This window comes from Pseudomonas paraeruginosa PA7 (genome assembly GCF_000017205.1).
GTDB lineage: Bacteria > Pseudomonadota > Gammaproteobacteria > Pseudomonadales > Pseudomonadaceae > Pseudomonas > Pseudomonas paraeruginosa.
Genome location: NC_009656.1, coordinates 5,611,177 through 5,628,998, shown reverse-complemented (window position 1 = coordinate 5,628,998; position 17,822 = coordinate 5,611,177). Strand labels below are relative to the sequence as shown.

16 protein-coding genes are annotated in these 17,822 nt (G+C 65.7%); 5 read left to right on the top strand and 11 right to left on the bottom strand.

Going from position 1 to position 17,822, the window contains the following annotated elements; all coding sequences use genetic code 11:
* The 5 genes from truB (at nucleotide 1) to PSPA7_RS26035 (ending at nucleotide 4,429) form a co-directional block, all read left to right on the top strand.
* Nucleotides 1–915, top strand: coding sequence for a tRNA pseudouridine(55) synthase TruB (gene truB, locus PSPA7_RS26055; RefSeq protein WP_003148738.1), 915 nt, complete (start codon nucleotides 1–3; stop codon nucleotides 913–915).
* Nucleotides 916–1,010: 95 nt separating this feature from the next.
* Nucleotides 1,011–1,280, top strand: coding sequence for a 30S ribosomal protein S15 (gene rpsO / locus PSPA7_RS26050; protein WP_003095184.1), 270 nt, complete (start codon nucleotides 1,011–1,013; stop codon nucleotides 1,278–1,280).
* A gap of 172 nt (nucleotides 1,281–1,452) precedes the next feature.
* Entirely contained in the window at nucleotides 1,453–3,558 is a 2,106-nt protein-coding gene (pnp, locus tag PSPA7_RS26045; RefSeq protein WP_003148740.1) for a polyribonucleotide nucleotidyltransferase, read from the top strand.
* Between the two features lie 276 nt (nucleotides 3,559–3,834).
* The gene (locus PSPA7_RS26040) at nucleotides 3,835–4,179 is read left to right on the top strand and encodes a BON domain-containing protein (protein WP_003095177.1); all 345 of its coding nucleotides are present in this window, start codon (nucleotides 3,835–3,837) and stop codon (nucleotides 4,177–4,179) included.
* Between the two features lie 52 nt (nucleotides 4,180–4,231).
* Complete coding sequence (locus PSPA7_RS26035) at nucleotides 4,232–4,429, top strand: CsbD family protein (RefSeq protein WP_003095174.1); 198 nt, start codon at nucleotides 4,232–4,234, stop codon at nucleotides 4,427–4,429.
* Nucleotides 4,430–4,489: 60 nt separating this feature from the next.
* On the opposite strand, the gene PSPA7_RS26030 is transcribed toward PSPA7_RS26035, so the two are convergent.
* From PSPA7_RS26030 to PSPA7_RS25980, 11 genes are all read right to left on the bottom strand, one after another.
* Nucleotides 4,490–4,795: a DUF2845 domain-containing protein gene (locus PSPA7_RS26030; protein ID WP_003148743.1), complete on the bottom strand. Its 306-nt coding sequence runs from the start codon at nucleotides 4,793–4,795 to the stop codon at nucleotides 4,490–4,492.
* The gene (locus PSPA7_RS26025; RefSeq protein ID WP_012077487.1) at nucleotides 4,792–5,085 is read right to left on the bottom strand and encodes a DUF2845 domain-containing protein; all 294 of its coding nucleotides are present in this window, start codon (nucleotides 5,083–5,085) and stop codon (nucleotides 4,792–4,794) included. Before PSPA7_RS26025 ends, PSPA7_RS26030 begins: the two co-directional genes overlap by 4 nt.
* 4 nt (nucleotides 5,086–5,089) lie before the next feature.
* Entirely contained in the window at nucleotides 5,090–8,356 is a 3,267-nt protein-coding gene (locus tag PSPA7_RS26020; protein WP_012077486.1) for a DUF748 domain-containing protein, read from the bottom strand.
* A gap of 139 nt (nucleotides 8,357–8,495) precedes the next feature.
* On the bottom strand, nucleotides 8,496–9,377 hold the full coding sequence (locus tag PSPA7_RS26015) for an oxygenase MpaB family protein (protein WP_012077485.1): 882 nt from the start codon (nucleotides 9,375–9,377) through the stop codon (nucleotides 8,496–8,498).
* A 97-nt stretch (nucleotides 9,378–9,474) separates the two neighbouring features.
* Nucleotides 9,475–11,412, bottom strand: a complete 1,938-nt coding sequence (acs, locus tag PSPA7_RS26010; protein WP_003148751.1) for an acetate--CoA ligase — start codon at nucleotides 11,410–11,412, stop codon at nucleotides 9,475–9,477.
* A 182-nt stretch (nucleotides 11,413–11,594) separates the two neighbouring features.
* The gene (gene pgi / locus PSPA7_RS26005) at nucleotides 11,595–13,259 is read right to left on the bottom strand and encodes a glucose-6-phosphate isomerase (RefSeq protein ID WP_012077484.1); all 1,665 of its coding nucleotides are present in this window, start codon (nucleotides 13,257–13,259) and stop codon (nucleotides 11,595–11,597) included.
* A gap of 89 nt (nucleotides 13,260–13,348) precedes the next feature.
* Entirely contained in the window at nucleotides 13,349–13,729 is a 381-nt protein-coding gene (panD, locus tag PSPA7_RS26000; protein ID WP_003148753.1) for an aspartate 1-decarboxylase, read from the bottom strand.
* Nucleotides 13,730–13,822: 93 nt separating this feature from the next.
* Nucleotides 13,823–14,674, bottom strand: coding sequence for a pantoate--beta-alanine ligase (panC, locus tag PSPA7_RS25995; RefSeq protein WP_012077483.1), 852 nt, complete (start codon nucleotides 14,672–14,674; stop codon nucleotides 13,823–13,825).
* Entirely contained in the window at nucleotides 14,671–15,471 is an 801-nt protein-coding gene (gene panB, locus PSPA7_RS25990; RefSeq protein ID WP_012077482.1) for a 3-methyl-2-oxobutanoate hydroxymethyltransferase, read from the bottom strand. The genes panC and panB overlap by 4 nt, the downstream gene beginning before the upstream one ends.
* A gap of 240 nt (nucleotides 15,472–15,711) precedes the next feature.
* Complete coding sequence (gene folK / locus PSPA7_RS25985) at nucleotides 15,712–16,200, bottom strand: 2-amino-4-hydroxy-6-hydroxymethyldihydropteridine diphosphokinase (RefSeq protein WP_012077481.1); 489 nt, start codon at nucleotides 16,198–16,200, stop codon at nucleotides 15,712–15,714.
* Nucleotides 16,197–17,600 carry a polynucleotide adenylyltransferase PcnB gene (locus PSPA7_RS25980; protein ID WP_012077480.1) on the bottom strand — a complete coding sequence of 468 codons (1,404 nt, stop codon included), beginning with the start codon at nucleotides 17,598–17,600 and terminating at the stop codon, nucleotides 16,197–16,199. The genes folK and PSPA7_RS25980 overlap by 4 nt, the downstream gene beginning before the upstream one ends.
* Nucleotides 17,601–17,822 lie beyond the last annotated feature (222 nt).

The following is a 17,822-nucleotide window of genomic DNA, read 5'->3' as shown; positions in this document are numbered from 1 at the left end:
GTGGCCCAGGTGAAGCGTATCCGCCGTTCCATCAGTGGCATCCTGGTGCTCGACAAGCCGCGCGGCATGAGTTCCAACCAGGCCCTGCAGAAAGTCCGCTGGCTGCTCAACGCCGAGAAGGCCGGCCATACCGGCAGCCTCGATCCGCTGGCCACCGGCGTCCTGCCGCTGTGCTTCGGCGAGGCGACCAAGTTCTCCCAGTACCTGCTCGATGCCGACAAGGGCTACGAGACGGTGATGCGCATGGGCATCACCACCACCACCGGCGACGCCGAGGGCGAGATGCTCGCCGAGCGCGAGGTGACCGTCGGTCGGGACGATCTCGAGCAGGCCCTGCCGCGCTTCCGTGGCGACATAGAGCAGGTGCCGCCGATGTACTCGGCGCTGAAGAAGGACGGGCAACCGCTGTACAAGCTCGCTCGTGCAGGAGAGGTAGTGGAGCGCGAGGCGCGTTCTGTTACTATTACGCGCCTGGATTTGCTCTCCTTCGAGCCGCCCTGCGCGACCCTGGCCGTTTCCTGCAGCAAAGGCACCTACGTGCGTACGCTGGTGGAGGACCTTGGCCAGGTCCTGGGCTGCGGCGCGCACGTCGCGGCACTGCGGCGGACCCAGGCCGGGCCGTTCGTCCTGGCCCAGGCGATCACCCTCGAGACGCTCGAGCGCGTGCATGCCGAAGGTGGTCCGGAAGCGCTGGACCAGTTCCTGATGCCGGAAGACAGCGGCCTGCTGCATTGGCCGGTGCTGCAGTTGTCCGAGCACAGTGCGTACTACTGGCTGCACGGGCAGCCGGTGCGAGCCCCGGAAGCGCCGAAGTTCGGCTGGTTGCGGGTGCAGGATCATACAGGTCGTTTCATCGGCATCGGTGAAGTGACCGACGACGGGCGTATCGCCCCGCGTCGACTGATTCGGTCATAAGGCCGATACGAGGGTGGCTGTCAGCAGGCACGGTCATTCCTCCTTTTAAAACACGGGAAGCGATTCCCGGCCTGTTCACTCAGAGGAAGCCCATCATGGCACTGAGCGTTGAAGAAAAAGCGCAGATCGTTAACGAATACAAGCAAGCTGAAGGCGACACCGGTTCCCCGGAAGTGCAGGTAGCCCTGCTGTCCGCCAACATCAACAAGCTGCAGGATCACTTCAAGGCCAACGGCAAGGATCACCATTCCCGCCGTGGTCTGATCCGTATGGTTAACCAGCGCCGTAAGCTGCTGGACTACCTGAAGGGCAAGGACGTATCCCGTTACACCGCCCTCATCGGCCGTCTGGGTCTGCGTCGCTAAGCGACGCCGGTCGGCAGCTTGAAGCAGGAGCTGGAAGTCTGGCGTCGGTACCCGCACACGAGGCGGGTATCGGCGTCGGGCTTCCAGCTTCGCGCTTTCTAGGAATCGATTCGGGTCCGACTCCCGGCATTCCACCGATTTCCCCCAAGGCAACATAGAAGGTAAAGACACCGTGAACCCGGTAACCAAGCAATTCCAGTTCGGTCAGTCGACCGTCACTCTCGAGACCGGCCGTATCGCTCGCCAGGCCACCGGCGCCGTACTGGTCACCATGGACGACGTCAGCGTGCTGGTCACCGTGGTCGGCGCCAAGTCGCCGGCCGAGGGCCGCGACTTCTTCCCGCTGTCCGTGCATTACCAGGAAAAGACCTACGCGGCAGGCCGTATCCCCGGCGGTTTCTTCAAGCGTGAAGGGCGTCCTTCCGAGAAGGAAACCCTCACCTCGCGCCTGATCGATCGTCCGATCCGTCCGCTGTTCCCCGAAGGTTTCATGAATGAAGTGCAGGTCGTCTGCACCGTCGTTTCCACCAACAAGAAGTCCGATCCGGACATCGCCGCGATGATCGGCACCTCCGCCGCCCTGGCGATCTCCGGCATTCCGTTCGCCGGCCCGATCGGCGCCGCACGCGTCGGCTTCCACCCGGAAATCGGCTACATCCTCAACCCGACCTACGAGCAACTGCAGAGCTCCAGCCTCGACATGGTCGTGGCCGGTACCGAAGACGCGGTGCTGATGGTGGAGTCCGAGGCCGACGAGCTGACCGAAGACCAGATGCTCGGCGCCGTGCTGTTCGCCCACGACGAATTCCAGGCGGTGATCCGTGCCGTCAAGGAACTGGCCGCCGAAGCCGGCAAGCCGGCCTGGGACTGGAAAGCCCCGGCCGAGAACACCGTGCTGGTCAACGCCATCAAGGCCGAGCTGGGCGAGGCGATCTCCCAGGCCTACACCATCACCATCAAGCAGGACCGCTACAACCGCCTGGGCGAGCTGCGCGACCAGGCCGTGGCGCTGTTCGCCGGCGAGGAAGAGGGCAAGTTCCCGGCTTCCGAGGTCAAGGACGTGTTCGGCCTGCTGGAATACCGCACCGTTCGCGAGAACATCGTCAATGGCAAGCCGCGCATCGACGGTCGTGACACCCGTACCGTGCGTCCGCTGCGCATCGAAGTCGGCGTGCTCGGCAAGACCCACGGCTCCGCGCTGTTCACCCGCGGCGAGACCCAGGCCCTGGTCGTCGCCACCCTCGGCACCGCCCGCGATGCCCAGCTGCTGGACACCCTGGAAGGCGAGCGCAAGGACGCCTTCATGCTGCACTACAACTTCCCGCCCTTCTCGGTAGGCGAGTGCGGTCGCATGGGCAGCCCGGGCCGTCGTGAAATCGGCCATGGCCGCCTGGCCCGTCGCGGCGTCGCCGCCATGCTGCCGACCCAGGACGAATTCCCCTACACCATTCGCGTGGTGTCCGAGATCACCGAGTCCAACGGTTCCAGCTCCATGGCTTCCGTGTGCGGCGCTTCGCTGGCACTGATGGACGCCGGCGTGCCGGTCAAGGCGCCGGTTGCCGGTATCGCGATGGGCCTGGTGAAGGAAGGCGAGAAGTTCGCCGTCCTGACCGACATCCTGGGTGACGAAGACCACCTGGGCGACATGGACTTCAAGGTCGCCGGTACCGACAAGGGCGTCACCGCCCTGCAGATGGACATCAAGATCAACGGCATCACCGAAGAGATCATGGAGATCGCCCTGGGCCAGGCCCTGGAAGCTCGCCTGAACATCCTCGGCCAGATGAACCAGGTCATCGCCAGGCCGCGCGCCGAGCTGTCGGAGAACGCGCCGACCATGCTGCAGATGAAGATCGACTCGGACAAGATCCGCGACGTCATCGGCAAGGGTGGCGCCACCATCCGTGCGATCTGCGAAGAAACCAAGGCCTCGATCGATATCGAGGACGATGGCAGCGTGAAGATCTACGGCGAAACCAAGGAAGCCGCAGAGGCCGCCAAGCAGCGCGTGCTGGCGATCACCGCGGAAGCCGAGATCGGCAAGATCTACGTCGGCAAGGTCGAGCGCATCGTCGATTTCGGCGCCTTCGTCAACATCCTGCCGGGCAAGGATGGCCTGGTGCACATCTCGCAGATCAGCGACAAGCGCATCGACAAGGTCACCGACGTGCTGCAGGAAGGCCAGGAGGTGAAGGTCCTGGTGCTCGACGTGGACAACCGTGGTCGCATCAAGCTGTCGATCAAGGACGTGGCTGCCGCCGAAGCTTCCGGCGTATAAGTCGAGTCGCGATCGAATCGAAACAGGGCCTTCGGGCCCTGTTTTCGTTTCTGCCGTGGGAGTCGGTCCGGGTGAAGCGGGGAATCCTTGCATTTTGCAAGCCGAAACCGGGCGAATTCGGCATTCTGCAACCGTCTCGCTTTCCGCTATTTTTATAACTTATTGTTTTTAAAGGTTTTTATTTTTGAAAAAAACTGGCACAGCGCTTGCGATATCTCTTATGCAACTGCCGCCAGGAATGGCTGCAGTTTTTCGAAATCCATAGGAGAAACCGCGATGAAATTCAGCAAACTCGCTATTGCCGCTGCTACTGCCACTGCTCTGAGCTTCTCGATGGCCAATGCGTTCGCTGCCCAGCCCATCAGCCTGGCGGCCAACGACACTATGCAGAAAACCGAAGAAGCGGTTTCCGACACCTGGATCACCAGCAAGGTGAAATCCAGTCTGATCGCCAACAAGAACGTGAGTGGCGTCGATATCAAGGTCGAAACCAACAAGGGTGTGGTTTCCCTGTCCGGTAACGTGAAGAGCGATGCCGAGCGTGACCTGGCGATCGAGACCGCCAAGGGCATCAAGGGCGTGAAGGCCGTTTCCGCCGACGGCCTGAAATCGGTCGAATAATCACGGTCGAGCCGAACGAGATCCTTTTCCCACGTCACTCAGGAGACCACCGATGAATTCCGATGTGATCAAAGGCAAGTGGAAGCAACTCACCGGCAAGATCAAGGAGCGTTGGGGCGACCTGACCGACGATGATCTCCAGGCTGCCGACGGACATGCCGAGTACCTGGTCGGCAAGCTGCAGGAACGCTATGGATGGTCCAAGGAACGGGCCGAACAGGAAGTCCGCGACTTCAGCGACCGCCTGTAACCCAGGCAGTAAGGAAGCCCCGCCGGGTTTTGCCCGGCGGGGCTTCTTTCATGAGGGCTCTCAGTTGCCCCGGCGGCTCTGGATGGCGCTGAGGCGGTTGCCCTCGAAACGGACGAAATACAGCATGCCGTTCCATGGGCCGTAGACCCATTCCTGGACTTCCACCTCGTAGCGCTTGCCCCACTCGCCGACGACCTCGCGATAGCCCAGGCTGTCGCGGCTGCGTGGCTCGCCGCAGCGCTCGAGGACATCGCTGCTGCTGTCGCCGCTGCTGACCAGCCGGCTGCCGCAGCGCAGCGAATCGGCCTGCGCCTGGGCCAGCGGCAGCAGCGCCAGAAGGCCGGCGTAGAGGAGGGCGCGGCTCAACGCTTGAACTCGATGCGTCTGAGCTTGTTGGCCTCGAAGGTCAGGATGTAGGTGACGCCGTTGCGCGGTCCGTATACCCATTCCTCGACCTTGAATTCCCGCCGATCATGGCTGCCGAGGGTATAGCCGACATCGTCGCGGTGATCCGGATCGCCGCATTTCTGCTGCACTTCGAAGGCGCGGTCGCCAACGCTGACCAGCGCGCTGCCGCAGCGCATGGTGTCGGCCTGCGCGGCAGCGCAGGCGAGGAGGAACAGGGGGGCCGCCAGGGCGGTGAATCGCTTGCGCACGGTATTACTCGCTATCCAGGTGCAGTTGGGTGTCGACATTACCCTTGTCCTCGCCTTCGGCGAAACTGACGTCGATCAAGTAGATGCGTTCGTCCGGCATCTGGCCTTTCTCCACCAGGTAGTCCTTGATCCGGGTGGCCCGGGCCTGGCCGATCTGGCGCAGCAGCACCTGGCTCTTGGCCCAGGAGGCGATCACCGCTTCGCGCATCTTCGCGCTGCGCTCGTCGCTGTCCAGTTCCTTCCACTCGGCCGGCGGCTGTTGCTTCAGGCGGGCCCGGTAGATGCCTTCGAGCAGCGCCGGCTGCATGTTCTCCGGCACTTCCAGCTGCTTGGCGTCGCTCGGTACCTTGTCGCCGCGCCGCTGCAACATGCGGTAGTAGGTGTTCTGGTATTCCAGTTCGAGACGCTTGGCGCCGATCGAGGGTCCGTCCGCCACGGCGGAGGCCACACCTTCCACTTCCAGGCGCAGCGCCGGGCGGTCCTTGAGCGCACCGGCGAGCTTGTCCAGGTTGGCCTGGGCCTCCGGCGACAGCTCGTCGCTGCCCGGGGCGAACGGCACCGTGCCCAGGTCTTCGTCGCCGCCGGCGGCCAGTCCGGCGATGAACTTGAATGGCGCTTGTACGGCACGCAGGACCAGGTTGCGCAGGGTCTGCCAGACGATCGGCATGACGCTGAATTCAGGGTTGTTCAGGTCGCCGGCGACCGGCAGCTGGATGTCGATGTTGCCCTTGGTGTCCTTGAGCAGGGCCACTGCCAGTTTCACCGGCAGGTCGACGGCATCCGGGCTGTCGACCTTTTCGCCGAGCTGCAGGCCTTCCAGCAGGACCTTGTTTTCCGCTTTCAGCTGGCTGCGCTCGATCTGGTAGTGCAGGTCGAGGTTGAGCCGGCCCTTGCGGATACGGTAGCCGGCGAACTTGCCGGAATAGGGCGTCAGGGTGGTCAGCTCGACGCGCTTGAAGCTGGTGGTGATGTCGAGCTTCTTCAGCGGGTCGAACGGATCCAGCTCGCCGACGATGGTCACCGGCGCGTACTTGTCGACCTTGCCCTTGATATCTATCTTGGCCGGCTGCGAGTTGCGCGTATCGAGGGTGCCGACTTCGCCGCTGAGCTGCTGGATGGCGGTGCCGAACGGCGGCATCAGGGTCAGGTCGGCGAAGTTCGCCGAGCCGTTGTTGATCCGCACGCCACCGATGTGGATGCCCAGCGGCTTGCCCGCCGGCGCATTCCCGCTTTCGGCGGCGGCCTTGCCGGTCGAGCTGCCTGGTTGCGGGATGATCAGTTCGCTGACGTTGGTGCTGCGATCTTCGTTGATTATGAAGCGGGCGTAGGGCTCCTCCAGGGACACGCTCTGGATCGACAGGCTGTCCTCATGCCGATAGGCGAGGCCGTTGAGGGTCAGCTTGGTCCATTTGACGAAGTCGCGGTCCTTGAGGGTGTCCAGGGTGTGCAACTGGCTGACTTCGGCGCTGCCGTCGATGCTGAAGGCCAGCGGCTCGACGCTCTTCAGGTCGACCGCCAGTTCGCTGCCAAGAAAGCCGCTGCGCAGCTCCAGGCGGATGAATGGCGAAATGTAGGCCTGGGCCACGCGCAGATCGATGTCGCGGGTACTGACCTTGAGCCGGGCGCTGATCGGATCGAGCACCACCTGACCGCTGGCCTGGACCTGGCCGCGGTTGCCGAGGCCGGTCTTGAGCTTGAGGTCGAAGGGGGTCTTGCCGAGGCTGTCGACGTTCTGCAGGTCGAGGTCCAGCGGGCCGACTTCCAGCGGCACCGCCGTGGCTGGCTGGCGATCCACCAGGTGCGCCTTGTAGCCGCGGAACTGGGCGTCGCGCAGGATGACGTGCCAGGGTTTGGCAGGCGTCTCCGCAGCGCCTTTCGCGCTATCGGTCGGAGGCGCCTTTGCAGTGTCGGCGAGTTGTTGCGCCGCGTCGTTGGCCGCCTTGTCGATCTCCGCGGTCTTGGCCGTTTCCTGTCCGGTCGCCTTGCCGGTCTCCGAAGCCTTGCTCGTCTCTTGCCTGGCTCCCTTGCCGGCAGCGCTTTCCGCGACCTTGGCGGGCTCTTTGCCGGTCGCTGCCTTTTCCGTCTCGGCGACGCTGGCGTCCTTCTCCGCCGGCTTGTCCTTGCTCGTTTCGCCCGAGGCTATCGCCGTTGCCTTGGCGGCGCGGTCGGTCGCCGGCTCGCTGGCGGCCTTCGCCGTTTCGGCTGGTTCCGCGGCGGCATCGGTGTTTTCCTTCGGCTTGGGCGCAGGCGCCTTGCGCGGCGGCGGGGTGAAATCGGCGAACAGTTTCTGCCAGTCGAGCTGGCCATCCTTTTCCCGCGCGGCCCAGGCTTCCAGGCCCTGGCTGCGGACTTCGCCGAGCACCACTTCCTGCTTGGCCAGGTCCAGGGTGGTAGCGGCCACGTCGAGGCTGGCGAGCTTGGCCAGTGGCTTGCCCTGGGGCGAATTGATGCTGAAGTCGGCCAGCTTCAGGGCTGCCTTGTCGAGCAGCAGCTGAGTGTCCTTGGACAGGTCCAGGCGATAGTCGCTGGAGAGGCTGACCACGCCGTTCTCCAGGACCAGCGGGGCATTGTCGCGGACATAGGGCCACCAGGCCTTGAGCTGGATATCCTTGATGCTGAGGTGGCCTCTGGAAGTGATCGGCACCAGGGTCAGGTCGCCTTCCCAGTCCAGGCGACCGCCATCCGGGCCGGTGGCGACCAGGGTCATCTTCGCGCCGTCGTCGGGCAGGGTGCTGAGGTTGTGCAGCTCGAAGCCCAGCGGGTCGAAGCGGAAGTCGACCGGCTCGCTCGGACGCAGGTCCTGGAAGTGCAGGCTGCCCTCGGCCAGTTGGATGCGGTCGATGCGCAGCGGGAACGGATCGCTCGGCTGCTCGGGCTCGGGCGATTCGCTCGGCGGGATCCTGAACAGGCTGGCCAGGTTGAGCTGGCCCTTCTCGTCGAACAGCAATTCGGTATGCGGGCCTTCCAGCTCGACGTCGGCCAGGTGCAACTGGCGCTTCCACAGGCTGTCCAGCTGCAGGTTGGCGTACAGCCGGCGGAAGGCGACCTGGGGGTTCTTCTCGTCGCCCAGACGCAGGCCCCAGAGGGTCAATTCCAGGCTGAAGGGGTTGAACTCGATGCGTTCGAGTCGCGCGGGGACGGTGGCGTATTGCGCCAGTTGCTGGTTGGCGACGCGCAGGCCGATGCCGGGGATGAGCAGGAAGCCCAGCAGGCAATAGACGAGGAAGGTGATCAGCAGGGCGCTGACAGCGCGTTTCAGTCCTTTGGGCATGGCTCTATTTCATTTTCCGTTCTAAGCGGTGCCTTGGAGTATGGCACGGCCTCAAGGTTCCGGCGGCGATTCGCGCCGATTCAGAGCCTTTGGATGGGTATTCTTGCCGCTGGGGCACGAAATTTCCCGGCCTCGCCCATCAGTGGCTCACCGGTGGCAGCCCCATTCGTCGACAGGCCCGGTGCATGGAGGCGTTTCGCACCGCCCAACGCAGTAGCGGTACGCTGCGCCTGACACCGCTGCGGATCAGACGGCGGCGCAGCGGGCTGAAGGAGAATCCGAGCATCGACGCGGCCCACGCCGGCAGCAGTTCGGCGCCGGCGCGCAGCATCAGTGCGCCGAACGGTTTGGCCAGGGTGCTCGGCGCCGGCGCGTCGAAGAGAACCCGTACCACCTCGCGGGTGCGCTCGTCGCAGCGCAGTTGCGGGCGCATGCGTTCCAGGTAGGCGGCGATCTGCCGGCGGTTGCGCGGTACATCGCGGGCGCCGAGGCGTTCGGCGACCTGGGCGATTTCCGCGTAGTAGCGGTCCTGCTCGCTGCCCGCCAGGCCGGGGTTGAGATAGCGCAGGTAGGACTTGAGGAAGCTGCTGACTTCGGCGACGTGTACCCAGGTCAGCAGGTCCGGATCGCTGGCGGAATAGGGCGTGCCATCGGGCAGTTGGCCGGTGACGCTTTCGTGGATGCGCCGGACCCGCTCGATCAGGCGCTCGGCGTCGGCCAGCGGACCATAGGTTGTCGCCGAGACGAACTGGCCGGTGCGACGCAGGCGGCCGAGCAGGTCGTCGCGGAAGTTGGAATGGTCCCAGACCCCGGCCAGAGCCAGCGGATGGAGCATCTGCAGGAGCAGCGCGCCGATGCCGCCGATCATCATGCTGCTGAAGTCGCCGTGGACTTTCCAGCAGGCCGCGCCAGGACCGAACAGGCCGGGATCGCCCTTCGGCGACTCGAAGTCGATGCCGCCCACGGCGAGCCCGGTAAGGCTCAGCACCTGGCTTTCGATGTGGCGACGGACACTTTCCATGGGCGGCTCGCTACGGCTGGTCAGGCCCGAGCTTAACCCAGGCGCCGGAGCGACTGGAACCGTCCCGCGCCGCAGGGCGGCGGGACGGTTGCGCGGGTCAGCGGTTGAGGCGGTTGTCGATCAACCCCTGCACCACTCCCGGATCGGCCAGGGTCGAGGTATCGCCGAGACTGTCCAGCTCGTTGCAGGCGATCTTGCGCAGGATACGCCGCATGATCTTGCCGGAGCGGGTCTTCGGCAGGCTGGGCGCCCATTGCAGGTGGTCCGGCTTGGCGAAGCTGCCGATCTCCTTGCCGACCAGCGCCAGCAGTTCCTGCTGCAGCGCCTCGTCGGGCTGGCTGCCGGCCATCAGGGTGACGAAGGCATAGATCGCCTGGCCCTTCACCTCGTGCGGGCAGCCGACCACCGCCGCTTCGGCCACCGCGTCGTGCAGGACCAGCGCGCTCTCGACCTCGGCGGTGCCGATGCGGTGGCCGGAGACGTTGATCACGTCGTCGACCCGGCCGGTGATCCAGTAGTAGCCGTCCTCGTCGCGCCGCGCGCCGTCGCCGCTGAAGTAGTAGCCCGGGTAGGGCTTGAAGTAGGTGTCGATCATCCGCTGGTGATCGCCGTAGACGCTGCGGATCTGGCTCGGCCAACTGGCCTTGATCGCCAGCACGCCGCTGCCCGCGCCGTCGATTTCCTTGCCTTTCTCGTCGAGCAGCACCGGTTGCACGCCGAAGAACGGCCGGGTGGCCGAGCCCGGTTTGAGCGCGGTGGCGCCGGGCAGCGGGGTGATCAGGATGCTGCCGGTCTCGGTCTGCCACCAGGTGTCCACGATCGGGCAACGCTTCTCGCCGACCACCTGGTAGTACCACTCCCAGGCCTCCGGATTGATCGGTTCGCCCACCGAGCCGAGCAGGCGCAGGCTGCTGCGCGAGGTCTGGCGCACCGGCCCGTCGCCTTCGCGCATCAGGGCGCGGATCGCGGTCGGCGCGGTGTAGAAGATGTTCACCTGGTGCTTGTCGATCACTTGCCAGAAGCGCGAGGCGTCCGGGTAGTTGGGCACGCCCTCGAACATCAGGGTGGTGGCGCCGTTGGCCAGCGGGCCGTAGACGATGTAGCTGTGCCCGGTGACCCAGCCGACGTCGGCGGTGCACCAGTAGACATCGCCGTCGTGGTAGTCGAACACGTACTTGTGGGTCATCGCCGCGCCGAGCAGGTAGCCACCGGTGGTGTGCAACACGCCCTTCGGCTTGCCGGTGCTGCCGGAGGTATAGAGGATGAACAGCGGGTCCTCGGCGTCCATCGCTTCCGCCGGGCAGTCGGCGGAAGCCGCGTGGAGTGCCTCGTGGTACCAGAGGTCACGACCTTCGACCCAGGGGATGTCGCCCTGGGTGCGCTCGACCACCACCACGGTGGAGACCTCCGGGCAATCCTCCAGCGCCTTTTCCACATTCTGTTTCAGCGGAATGTACTTGCCGCCGCGCACGCCCTCGTCGGCGGTGATCACGGTGCGGCAGTCGGCATCGAGGATGCGGTCGCGCAGCGAGTCCGGCGAAAAGCCGCCGAACACCACCGAGTGCACCGCGCCGATGCGGGCGCAGGCGAGCATGGCGTAGGCGGCCTCGGGAATCATCGGCATGTAGATGCAGACCCGGTCGCCCTTCTCCACCCCGCGGCTCTTCAGCACGTTGGCCAGGCGGCAGACGTTGTGGTGCAGCTTGCGGTAGGTGATATGCGCGGATTCGCTGGGATTGTCGCCTTCCCAGACGATGGCGATCTGCTCGCCGCGGCGCTCCAGATGGCGGTCGATGCAGTTGTAGGCGACGTTCAGCTGGCCGCCCTTGAACCAGCTGGCCTGGCCCTTTCTCAGATCGCCATGGTGGACGCTGTGCCAGGGCTTGAACCAGTCGAGGAAGGCCTTGGCCTGCTCGCCCCAGAATTCCTCGGGATTTTCCACGGACTGGCGGTACAGGCGCCGGTAGTCGTCATCGTTCAGGTAGGCACGCTGGCGGACGGCCTCCGGCACCGGGTGGACGCTGATCTCGAACATGGCGGTTTCCTTTGTTTTTCTGCTCCGCAAGGTGTCGAGGCGACCGCGCGCGGCCCCTCTCCAGGTTCGACCAAGGGTGGGCCAGGCGAGTGCCATGTTCAAGTGGCAAAGGGGCGAGCGGGGTGGGCGCCGGTGCCGACGAAAAAGCCCGGCGCGGGGCCGGGCTTTCGCGAGCGGGTCGATCAGCCGCGGTGGCGACCGCGGAAGAAGTCGATCAGGCCCTGGGTCGAGGCGTCCTCGGCGGGTTTCTCCTCGCTGCCGACCAGCCGCGAGTAGACGCCCTTGCCGAGTTCCTTGCCAAGTTCCACGCCCCACTGGTCGAAGGCGTTGATGCCCCAGAGGATGCTCTGCACGTAGACCTTGTGCTCGTACATGGCGATCAGCGCGCCGAGGCGGCGGGCGCTGATGCGCTCGACCACCAGGGTGTTGCTCGGCCGGTTGCCGGGGATCACCTTGTGTGGCGCCAGGCGCTGCACCTCGGCTTCCGGCAGGCCCTTGGCACGCAGCTCGGCCTCGGCTTCCTCGCGGCTCTTGCCCAGCATCAGCGCCTGGCTCTGCGACAGGCAGTTGGCGTACAGCCACTGGTGGTGGTCGGCGACCGGATTGTAGCTGCTCACCGGGACGATGAAATCCGCCGGGATCAGCTGGGTGCCCTGGTGCAGCAACTGGTGATAGGCGTGCTGGCCGTTGCAGCCGACGCCGCCCCAGATCACCGGGCCGGTGCCGCTGGTGACCGGGGTGCCGTCCTGGCGCACGCTCTTGCCGTTGGACTCCATGTCCAGCTGTTGCAGGTGGTCGGTGATGTTCCGCAGGTAGTAGTCGTAGGGCAGGATCGCATGGCTGCGCGCGCCCCAGAAGTCGCCATACCAGACGCCCAGCAGGCCGAGCAGCACCGGGATGTTGCGTTCGAACGGGGCGGTCTGGAAGTGCTGGTCCATGTTGTAGGCGCCGGACAGCAGCTCCTTGAAGTTGGAAATGCCGATGGACATGGCGATCGGCAGGCCGATGGCCGACCACAGCGAGTAGCGGCCGCCGACCCAGTCCCACATCGGGAAGACGTTCTCCTCGCGGATGCCGAAGGCGATGGCGGCTTCCTTGTTGCTGGAGACGGCGATGAAATGGCGATAGAGCTCTTCCTCGGTGCCGCCCTGGGCCAGGTACCAGGCGCGCGCGGCCTGGGCGTTCTTCAGGGTTTCCAGGGTGCCGAAGGACTTGGAGGAAACGATGAACAGGGTGGTCTCGGCGTTCAGGCGGCAGGCCAGCTCATGGAACTCGCTGCCGTCGATGTTCGCCAGGTAGTGGCAGCGCACGCCTTTCTGGGCGAACGGCAGCAGGGCTTCGGAGACCAGTTGCGGGCCGAGGAAGGAGCCGCCGATGCCGATGTTCACCACGTCGGTGATCGGCTTCTCGGTATAGCCGCGCCACAGGCCGTTGTGCACGTAGCCGACCAGTTCGGTCATCTGGTGCAGGACGCGGTGGACTTCCGGCATCACGTCGACGCCATCGACCAGCACCTTGTCGCCGATCGGTCGACGCAGCGCGGTGTGCAGTACCGGCCGGCGCTCGGAGGCATTGATCGCCTCGCCGTCGAACATCGCCCGGATCGCGTCGCTGAGCCGTGCTTCCTCGGCCAGCTTCACCAGCAGGTCGATGGTGTCCTGGCGCACCAGGTTCTTCGAGAAGTCGAGGAACAGCCCGCAGGCGCTGAAGGAAAACCGCTTGAAGCGCTCCGGATCGTCGATGAACGCCTGGCGCATCCTGAAGTCCTGCAGTTCCTGGCGATGGGCGGCCAGGGCGCGCCAACTGTCGAGTTGCGTGGCATCCAGCGGAGTGAGGTGGTGCTTCATGGCTGACCTTCTGGTTGGAATTCGATGGCGCACTTATTTGAACATGAAAAAGCCCGGATGAAACCGGGCTCTATCCAGAGGGGGCGAGGTCAGGCGACCTGTATCGGAATCGCCTCGCTGGTATGGCTGAGCTGGTTGCCCGGCGCCATGTACAGCATGCGCGGCTTGTGGCTGGCCAGTTCGGCTTCGCCGTAGTGGGCGTAGGCGCAGATGATCACGCGGTCGCCGACCTTGGCCTTGTGTGCCGCGGCGCCGTTCACCGAGATCATCTTCGAGCCGTTCTCGGCGCGGATCGCATAGGTGGTGAAGCGCTCGCCGTTGTCGACGTTGTAGATCTGGATCTGTTCGTATTCGCGGATTCCGGAGAGGTCCAGCCAATCGCCGTCGATGGCGCAGGAGCCTTCGTAGTCGAGGACGGCATGGGTGACTTCGGCGCGATGCAACTTGGCTTTGAGCATGATGGCGTGCATGGGGCGACTCCTATCGGGTCCGCGGGGGGCGGCAGAGTATGGCGAGTCCGTGGTGAGCGCTCAAGCCCCCGGGAACCGGGGGCTCGGCATGCATCAATCGAGGTGGACTGAGAGGTTGTCGATCAGGCGCGTACCGCCCAGGTAGGCGGCGGCCAGGATCACCAGTTGGCGGTCGCCGGGTACCCCGGGGCGCAGGCTGATCGGCTCGCGGATTTCCAGGTAGTCGGGGCGCAGCCCGGCCTGTTCCAGGGCCTGGCGGGCGTCGGCGAGCAATGCCGGGAAGTCCTCGGCGCCGGCGCGGATGCGTTCGCCGAGCTGCCGCAGGGTGCGGTAGATCGCCGGGGCGGCGGCGCGCTGCTGCTCGTCGAGGTAACCGTTGCGCGAGGACAACGCCAGGCCATCGGCGGCACGCACCGTCGGCTCGCCGAAGATCTGCACCGGCAGGTTGAGGTCGCGGACCAGCTTGCGGATCACCGCCAGTTGCTGGAAGTCCTTTTCGCCGAACAGCGCGAGGTCCGGCTGGACCATGTTCAGCAGCTTGCTGACCACGGTCGCCACGCCTTCGAAATGACCGGGGCGGCTGGCGCCGCAGAGCCCTTCGGAGACGCCGGGGACATGGATGCGGGTCTGGCCGTCCATGCCGTCGGGATACATTTCCTCGACCCCGGGCGTGAACAGCAGGTGGCAACCGGCCTCGAGCAGGCGTTCCTGGTCGGCCGCGAGGGTCCGCGGGTACTTGTCGAGGTCTTCGCTGGGGCCGAACTGCAGCGGGTTGACGAAGATGCTGACGACCACGAAGTCGGCGCGTTCGCCGGCTTTCTTCACCAGCGCGGCATGGCCGGCGTGGAGGTTGCCCATGGTCGGCACGAAACCGATGCGCTTGCCTTCGCTGCGGGCGCGCGCCACCGCGGCGCGCAGTTCACGGACGGTCTTGACGGTGTTCATGCGTTGAATCCGTGTTCGGCGGCGGGGAAGGACGCGTCCTTGACGGCGCGGACATAGGCCGCGATGGCGGCCGGGATGCTCTCCTGGCCCTGCATGAAATCCTTGACGAACTTGGGCGAGCGGCCGGTCAGCGAGAGCCCCAGCATGTCGTGCATGACCAGCACCTGGCCGTCGGTCGCCGGGCCGGCGCCGATGCCGATCACCGGGATCTTCACCGCCTGGGTGATTTCTTCGGCCAGCACGCTGGGCACGCACTCCAGCAGCAGCATCGCGGCGCCGGCCTGCTCCAGGGCGATGGCGTCGGCACGCAACTGGCGCGCCTGGGTTTCCTGGCGGCCCTGGACCTTGAAGCCGCCGAACAGGTTGACCGCCTGCGGGGTCAGGCCGAGATGCGCGCACACCGGCACGCCCATCTGTGCCAGGCGGGCGATCGGCTCCGCCAGCCAGGCCCCACCCTCCAGCTTGACCATGTGTGCGCCGGCCTGCATCAGGCGGACCGCGTCGGCAAGGGTCTGGGCCAGGGAATGGCTGGATTCGAAGGCCAGGTCGGTGACGATCAGGGAACCTTTGTTACCGCGTTTCACGCAGGCCGTGTGATAGGCCATTTCCTCGTTGCTGACCGGCAGGGTGCTGTCGTGACCCTGCAATACCATTCCGAGCGAATCTCCGACCAGAAGCACGTCCACGCCGGCCTGGCTGGCGGTGTGGGCGAAGGTGGCGTCGTAGCAGGTCAGCATGGCGATCTTCTCGCCGCTCTGCTTCAACCCTTGCAGGGTGGTCAGGGTTACATCAGGCATGGAAAGGCTCCTCGTTGGGCCGGTGATGAGCCGGCGCGGGGCAAACGGCCACTTATAGTCCGGATGGGGTGGCTCGAAGTCAATTGCAGGTGTTACCGCATTGTTACGGCGTTACTGCCACTGGCGGACGCCGCGCCGCCTGCGGTTGCGCGCGCAGTGTACGCGCATCCGCGGCGTCGTTCGCCAGCTTTTCGGTAACAGTGTGAAGAGCCCGCCGCGAGGTAGTTGCGGCGGCCAGCGTCAGGCGGCTGGAAGCCGTTCGATGCCTTCGAAGGGACAGGCCGCGAGGAGGTCCGGCAGGTGGCGGCCGTCGGGCAGCAGCAGGTCGGGGGCGAGGTCGGCGAGGGGATAGAGCACGAAGGCGCGGGCCTGCATGTGGTAATGCGGCACCTTCAGGCGCGGCAGGTCGAGCAGTTGCTCGCCGTACAGCAGGATGTCGAGGTCGAGGGTGCGTGGTCCCCAGCGCAGGTCGCGGACACGGCCCTGTTCCTGCTCGATGGCCTGCAGCGCGTCGAGCAGGTCGAGCGGCGCCAGGGTGGTATCGAGGGCGGCCACGCCGTTGACGAAGCGTGGCTGATCGGTGGGGCCGAGCGGGTCGCTGATATAGAGTGGCGAGACCGCGACCAGGCGGCTATCCGGCAGACGCGCCAGGGCCTCGAGGGCCGCCTGGATCTGCTCCCGGGGCTGCGCCAGGTTGCTGCCCAGCGCGATATACGCGCGCTGGATCATTCGCCGCTCCCGCTGCCTTCCTTGCGCGGCCCGCGCCGCCGGCGGCCGCTGTTGCCGCCGCGTCGACGCTTGCGCGGGGCGCCGCCGTCTTCCTGGCCGGCGGCCAGATCGCGAATCATGTTGCGGCGCTCGCTGTCGCTGACTTCCTGGTAGTCGGTCCACCACTGGCCGAGGCCGTCGGTTTGCTCGCCGGCGCTTTCGCGCAGCAGGAGGAAGTCGTAGCCGGCGCGGAAGCGCGGGTTTTCCAGGAGCAGGTCGGCGCGCTTGCCCTGGCGGCGCGGCAGGCGTTCCTGCATGTCCCAGATCTCGCGGATCGGCAGGGTGAAGCGCTTGGGAATGGCGATCCGCTGGCACTGCTCGCTGATCAGTTCGTGGGCGGCTTCCTGCATCGCCGGGATCGCCGGCATGCCTTTCTCCTGCAATTGCGCGACACGCGCCGGCAGGGCCGGCCAGAGCAGCGCGGCGAAGAGGAAGGCCGGGGTGACCGGCTTGCCCTGGCGGATGCGCGCATCGGTATTGGCCAGGGCCTGGCGGATCAGCCTGCCGGTGTAGTCGGGGTTGGCCTGCAGCGCCTTGGCGCTGGCCGGGAACAGCGGTGCGAACAGCTCGTATTCGACCAGCAGTTCGAAGGTACGCTCGGCTCGGCCGGCGAGGAACAGCTTGAGCACTTCGTCGAACAGGCGGGCGGAAGGGATTTCCCGCAGCAGCGGCGCCAGCCGGCGGATCGGCGCGGCGCTGTGCTTCTCGATCTCGAAGTCGAGCTTGGCGGCGAAACGCACCGCGCGCAGCATCCGCACCGGGTCTTCCAGGTAGCGTTGCTCGGGATCGCCGATCAGGCGGATCAGGCGGTTGCGGATGTCGTGCACGCCGTGTGCGTAGTCGAGCAGGCGCTCGCTGGTGACATCGAAGTACAGGGCATTGATGGTGAAGTCGCGGCGCTGGGCATCGTCTTCCAGGCTACCGTAGACGTTATCGCGCAGGATGCGACCGCTTTCGTTGCTCGACGCGCGGCTGTCGCCGTCGTCCTGGCCTTCCGGATGGTGGGCGCGGAAGGTGGCGACCTCGATGATCTCGCGGCCGAAATGCACGTGCACCAGCTTGAAGCGGCGGCCGATGATGCGTGCGTTGCGGAACTCGGCGCGGACCTGCTCCGGCGTGGCGCTGGTGGCGACGTCGAAGTCCTTGGGGGCGATGCCGAGCATCTGGTCGCGTACGCAACCGCCCACCACATAGGCCTGGTAGCCGGCTCTCTGGAGGATCTCGACGACCTTGACGGCGTTCCGGCTGAACTGATCCCGGCGCAGGGAATGCTGGTTGTTACCGATGACTTCCGGCGTTGTACGGACGGCGCGCGGGCGGCGCAGGGGGGAGCGAATGGTCTGGATCAGCTTTTTCAGCATGGATGTGTTATCGGGAGCACGATGTGGGTGGTTGCACGCCTGCGTTGCTCAAGCAGGACGGACGTCGGGTAATGCCACGGCATTATCAGGACCTCTCGGGCGAGGCGTGTTCTGTACCCGTTGAATGTTTGGCCCCGGGACGCACAGGGTGTCCCGGGCGCCGGAACCGACTGCGCCATGCATCCTGACAGAAACGAACAGGGGCCGTACCTCCATTGCCGC

What these genes read in the sequence shown, in the direction of transcription:
- rpsO (WP_003095184.1), top strand. Translation starts at nt 1,011, where the DNA reads ATGGCACTGAGCGTTGAAGAAAAAGCGCAGATCGTTAACGAATACAAG.
- PSPA7_RS26040 (WP_003095177.1), top strand. Translation starts at nt 3,835, where the DNA reads ATGAAATTCAGCAAACTCGCTATTGCCGCTGCTACTGCCACTGCTCTG.
- PSPA7_RS26035 (WP_003095174.1), top strand. Translation starts at nt 4,232, where the DNA reads ATGAATTCCGATGTGATCAAAGGCAAGTGGAAGCAACTCACCGGCAAG.
- PSPA7_RS26020 (WP_012077486.1), bottom strand. Translation starts at nt 8,356, where the DNA reads ATGCCCAAAGGACTGAAACGCGCTGTCAGCGCCCTGCTGATCACCTTC.
- PSPA7_RS26015 (WP_012077485.1), bottom strand. Translation starts at nt 9,377, where the DNA reads ATGGAAAGTGTCCGTCGCCACATCGAAAGCCAGGTGCTGAGCCTTACC.
- acs (WP_003148751.1), bottom strand. Translation starts at nt 11,412, where the DNA reads ATGTTCGAGATCAGCGTCCACCCGGTGCCGGAGGCCGTCCGCCAGCGT.
- pgi (WP_012077484.1), bottom strand. Translation starts at nt 13,259, where the DNA reads ATGAAGCACCACCTCACTCCGCTGGATGCCACGCAACTCGACAGTTGG.
- panD (WP_003148753.1), bottom strand. Translation starts at nt 13,729, where the DNA reads ATGCACGCCATCATGCTCAAAGCCAAGTTGCATCGCGCCGAAGTCACC.
- panC (WP_012077483.1), bottom strand. Translation starts at nt 14,674, where the DNA reads ATGAACACCGTCAAGACCGTCCGTGAACTGCGCGCCGCGGTGGCGCGC.
- panB (WP_012077482.1), bottom strand. Translation starts at nt 15,471, where the DNA reads ATGCCTGATGTAACCCTGACCACCCTGCAAGGGTTGAAGCAGAGCGGC.
- folK (WP_012077481.1), bottom strand. Translation starts at nt 16,200, where the DNA reads ATGATCCAGCGCGCGTATATCGCGCTGGGCAGCAACCTGGCGCAGCCC.
- PSPA7_RS25980 (WP_012077480.1), bottom strand. Translation starts at nt 17,600, where the DNA reads ATGCTGAAAAAGCTGATCCAGACCATTCGCTCCCCCCTGCGCCGCCCG.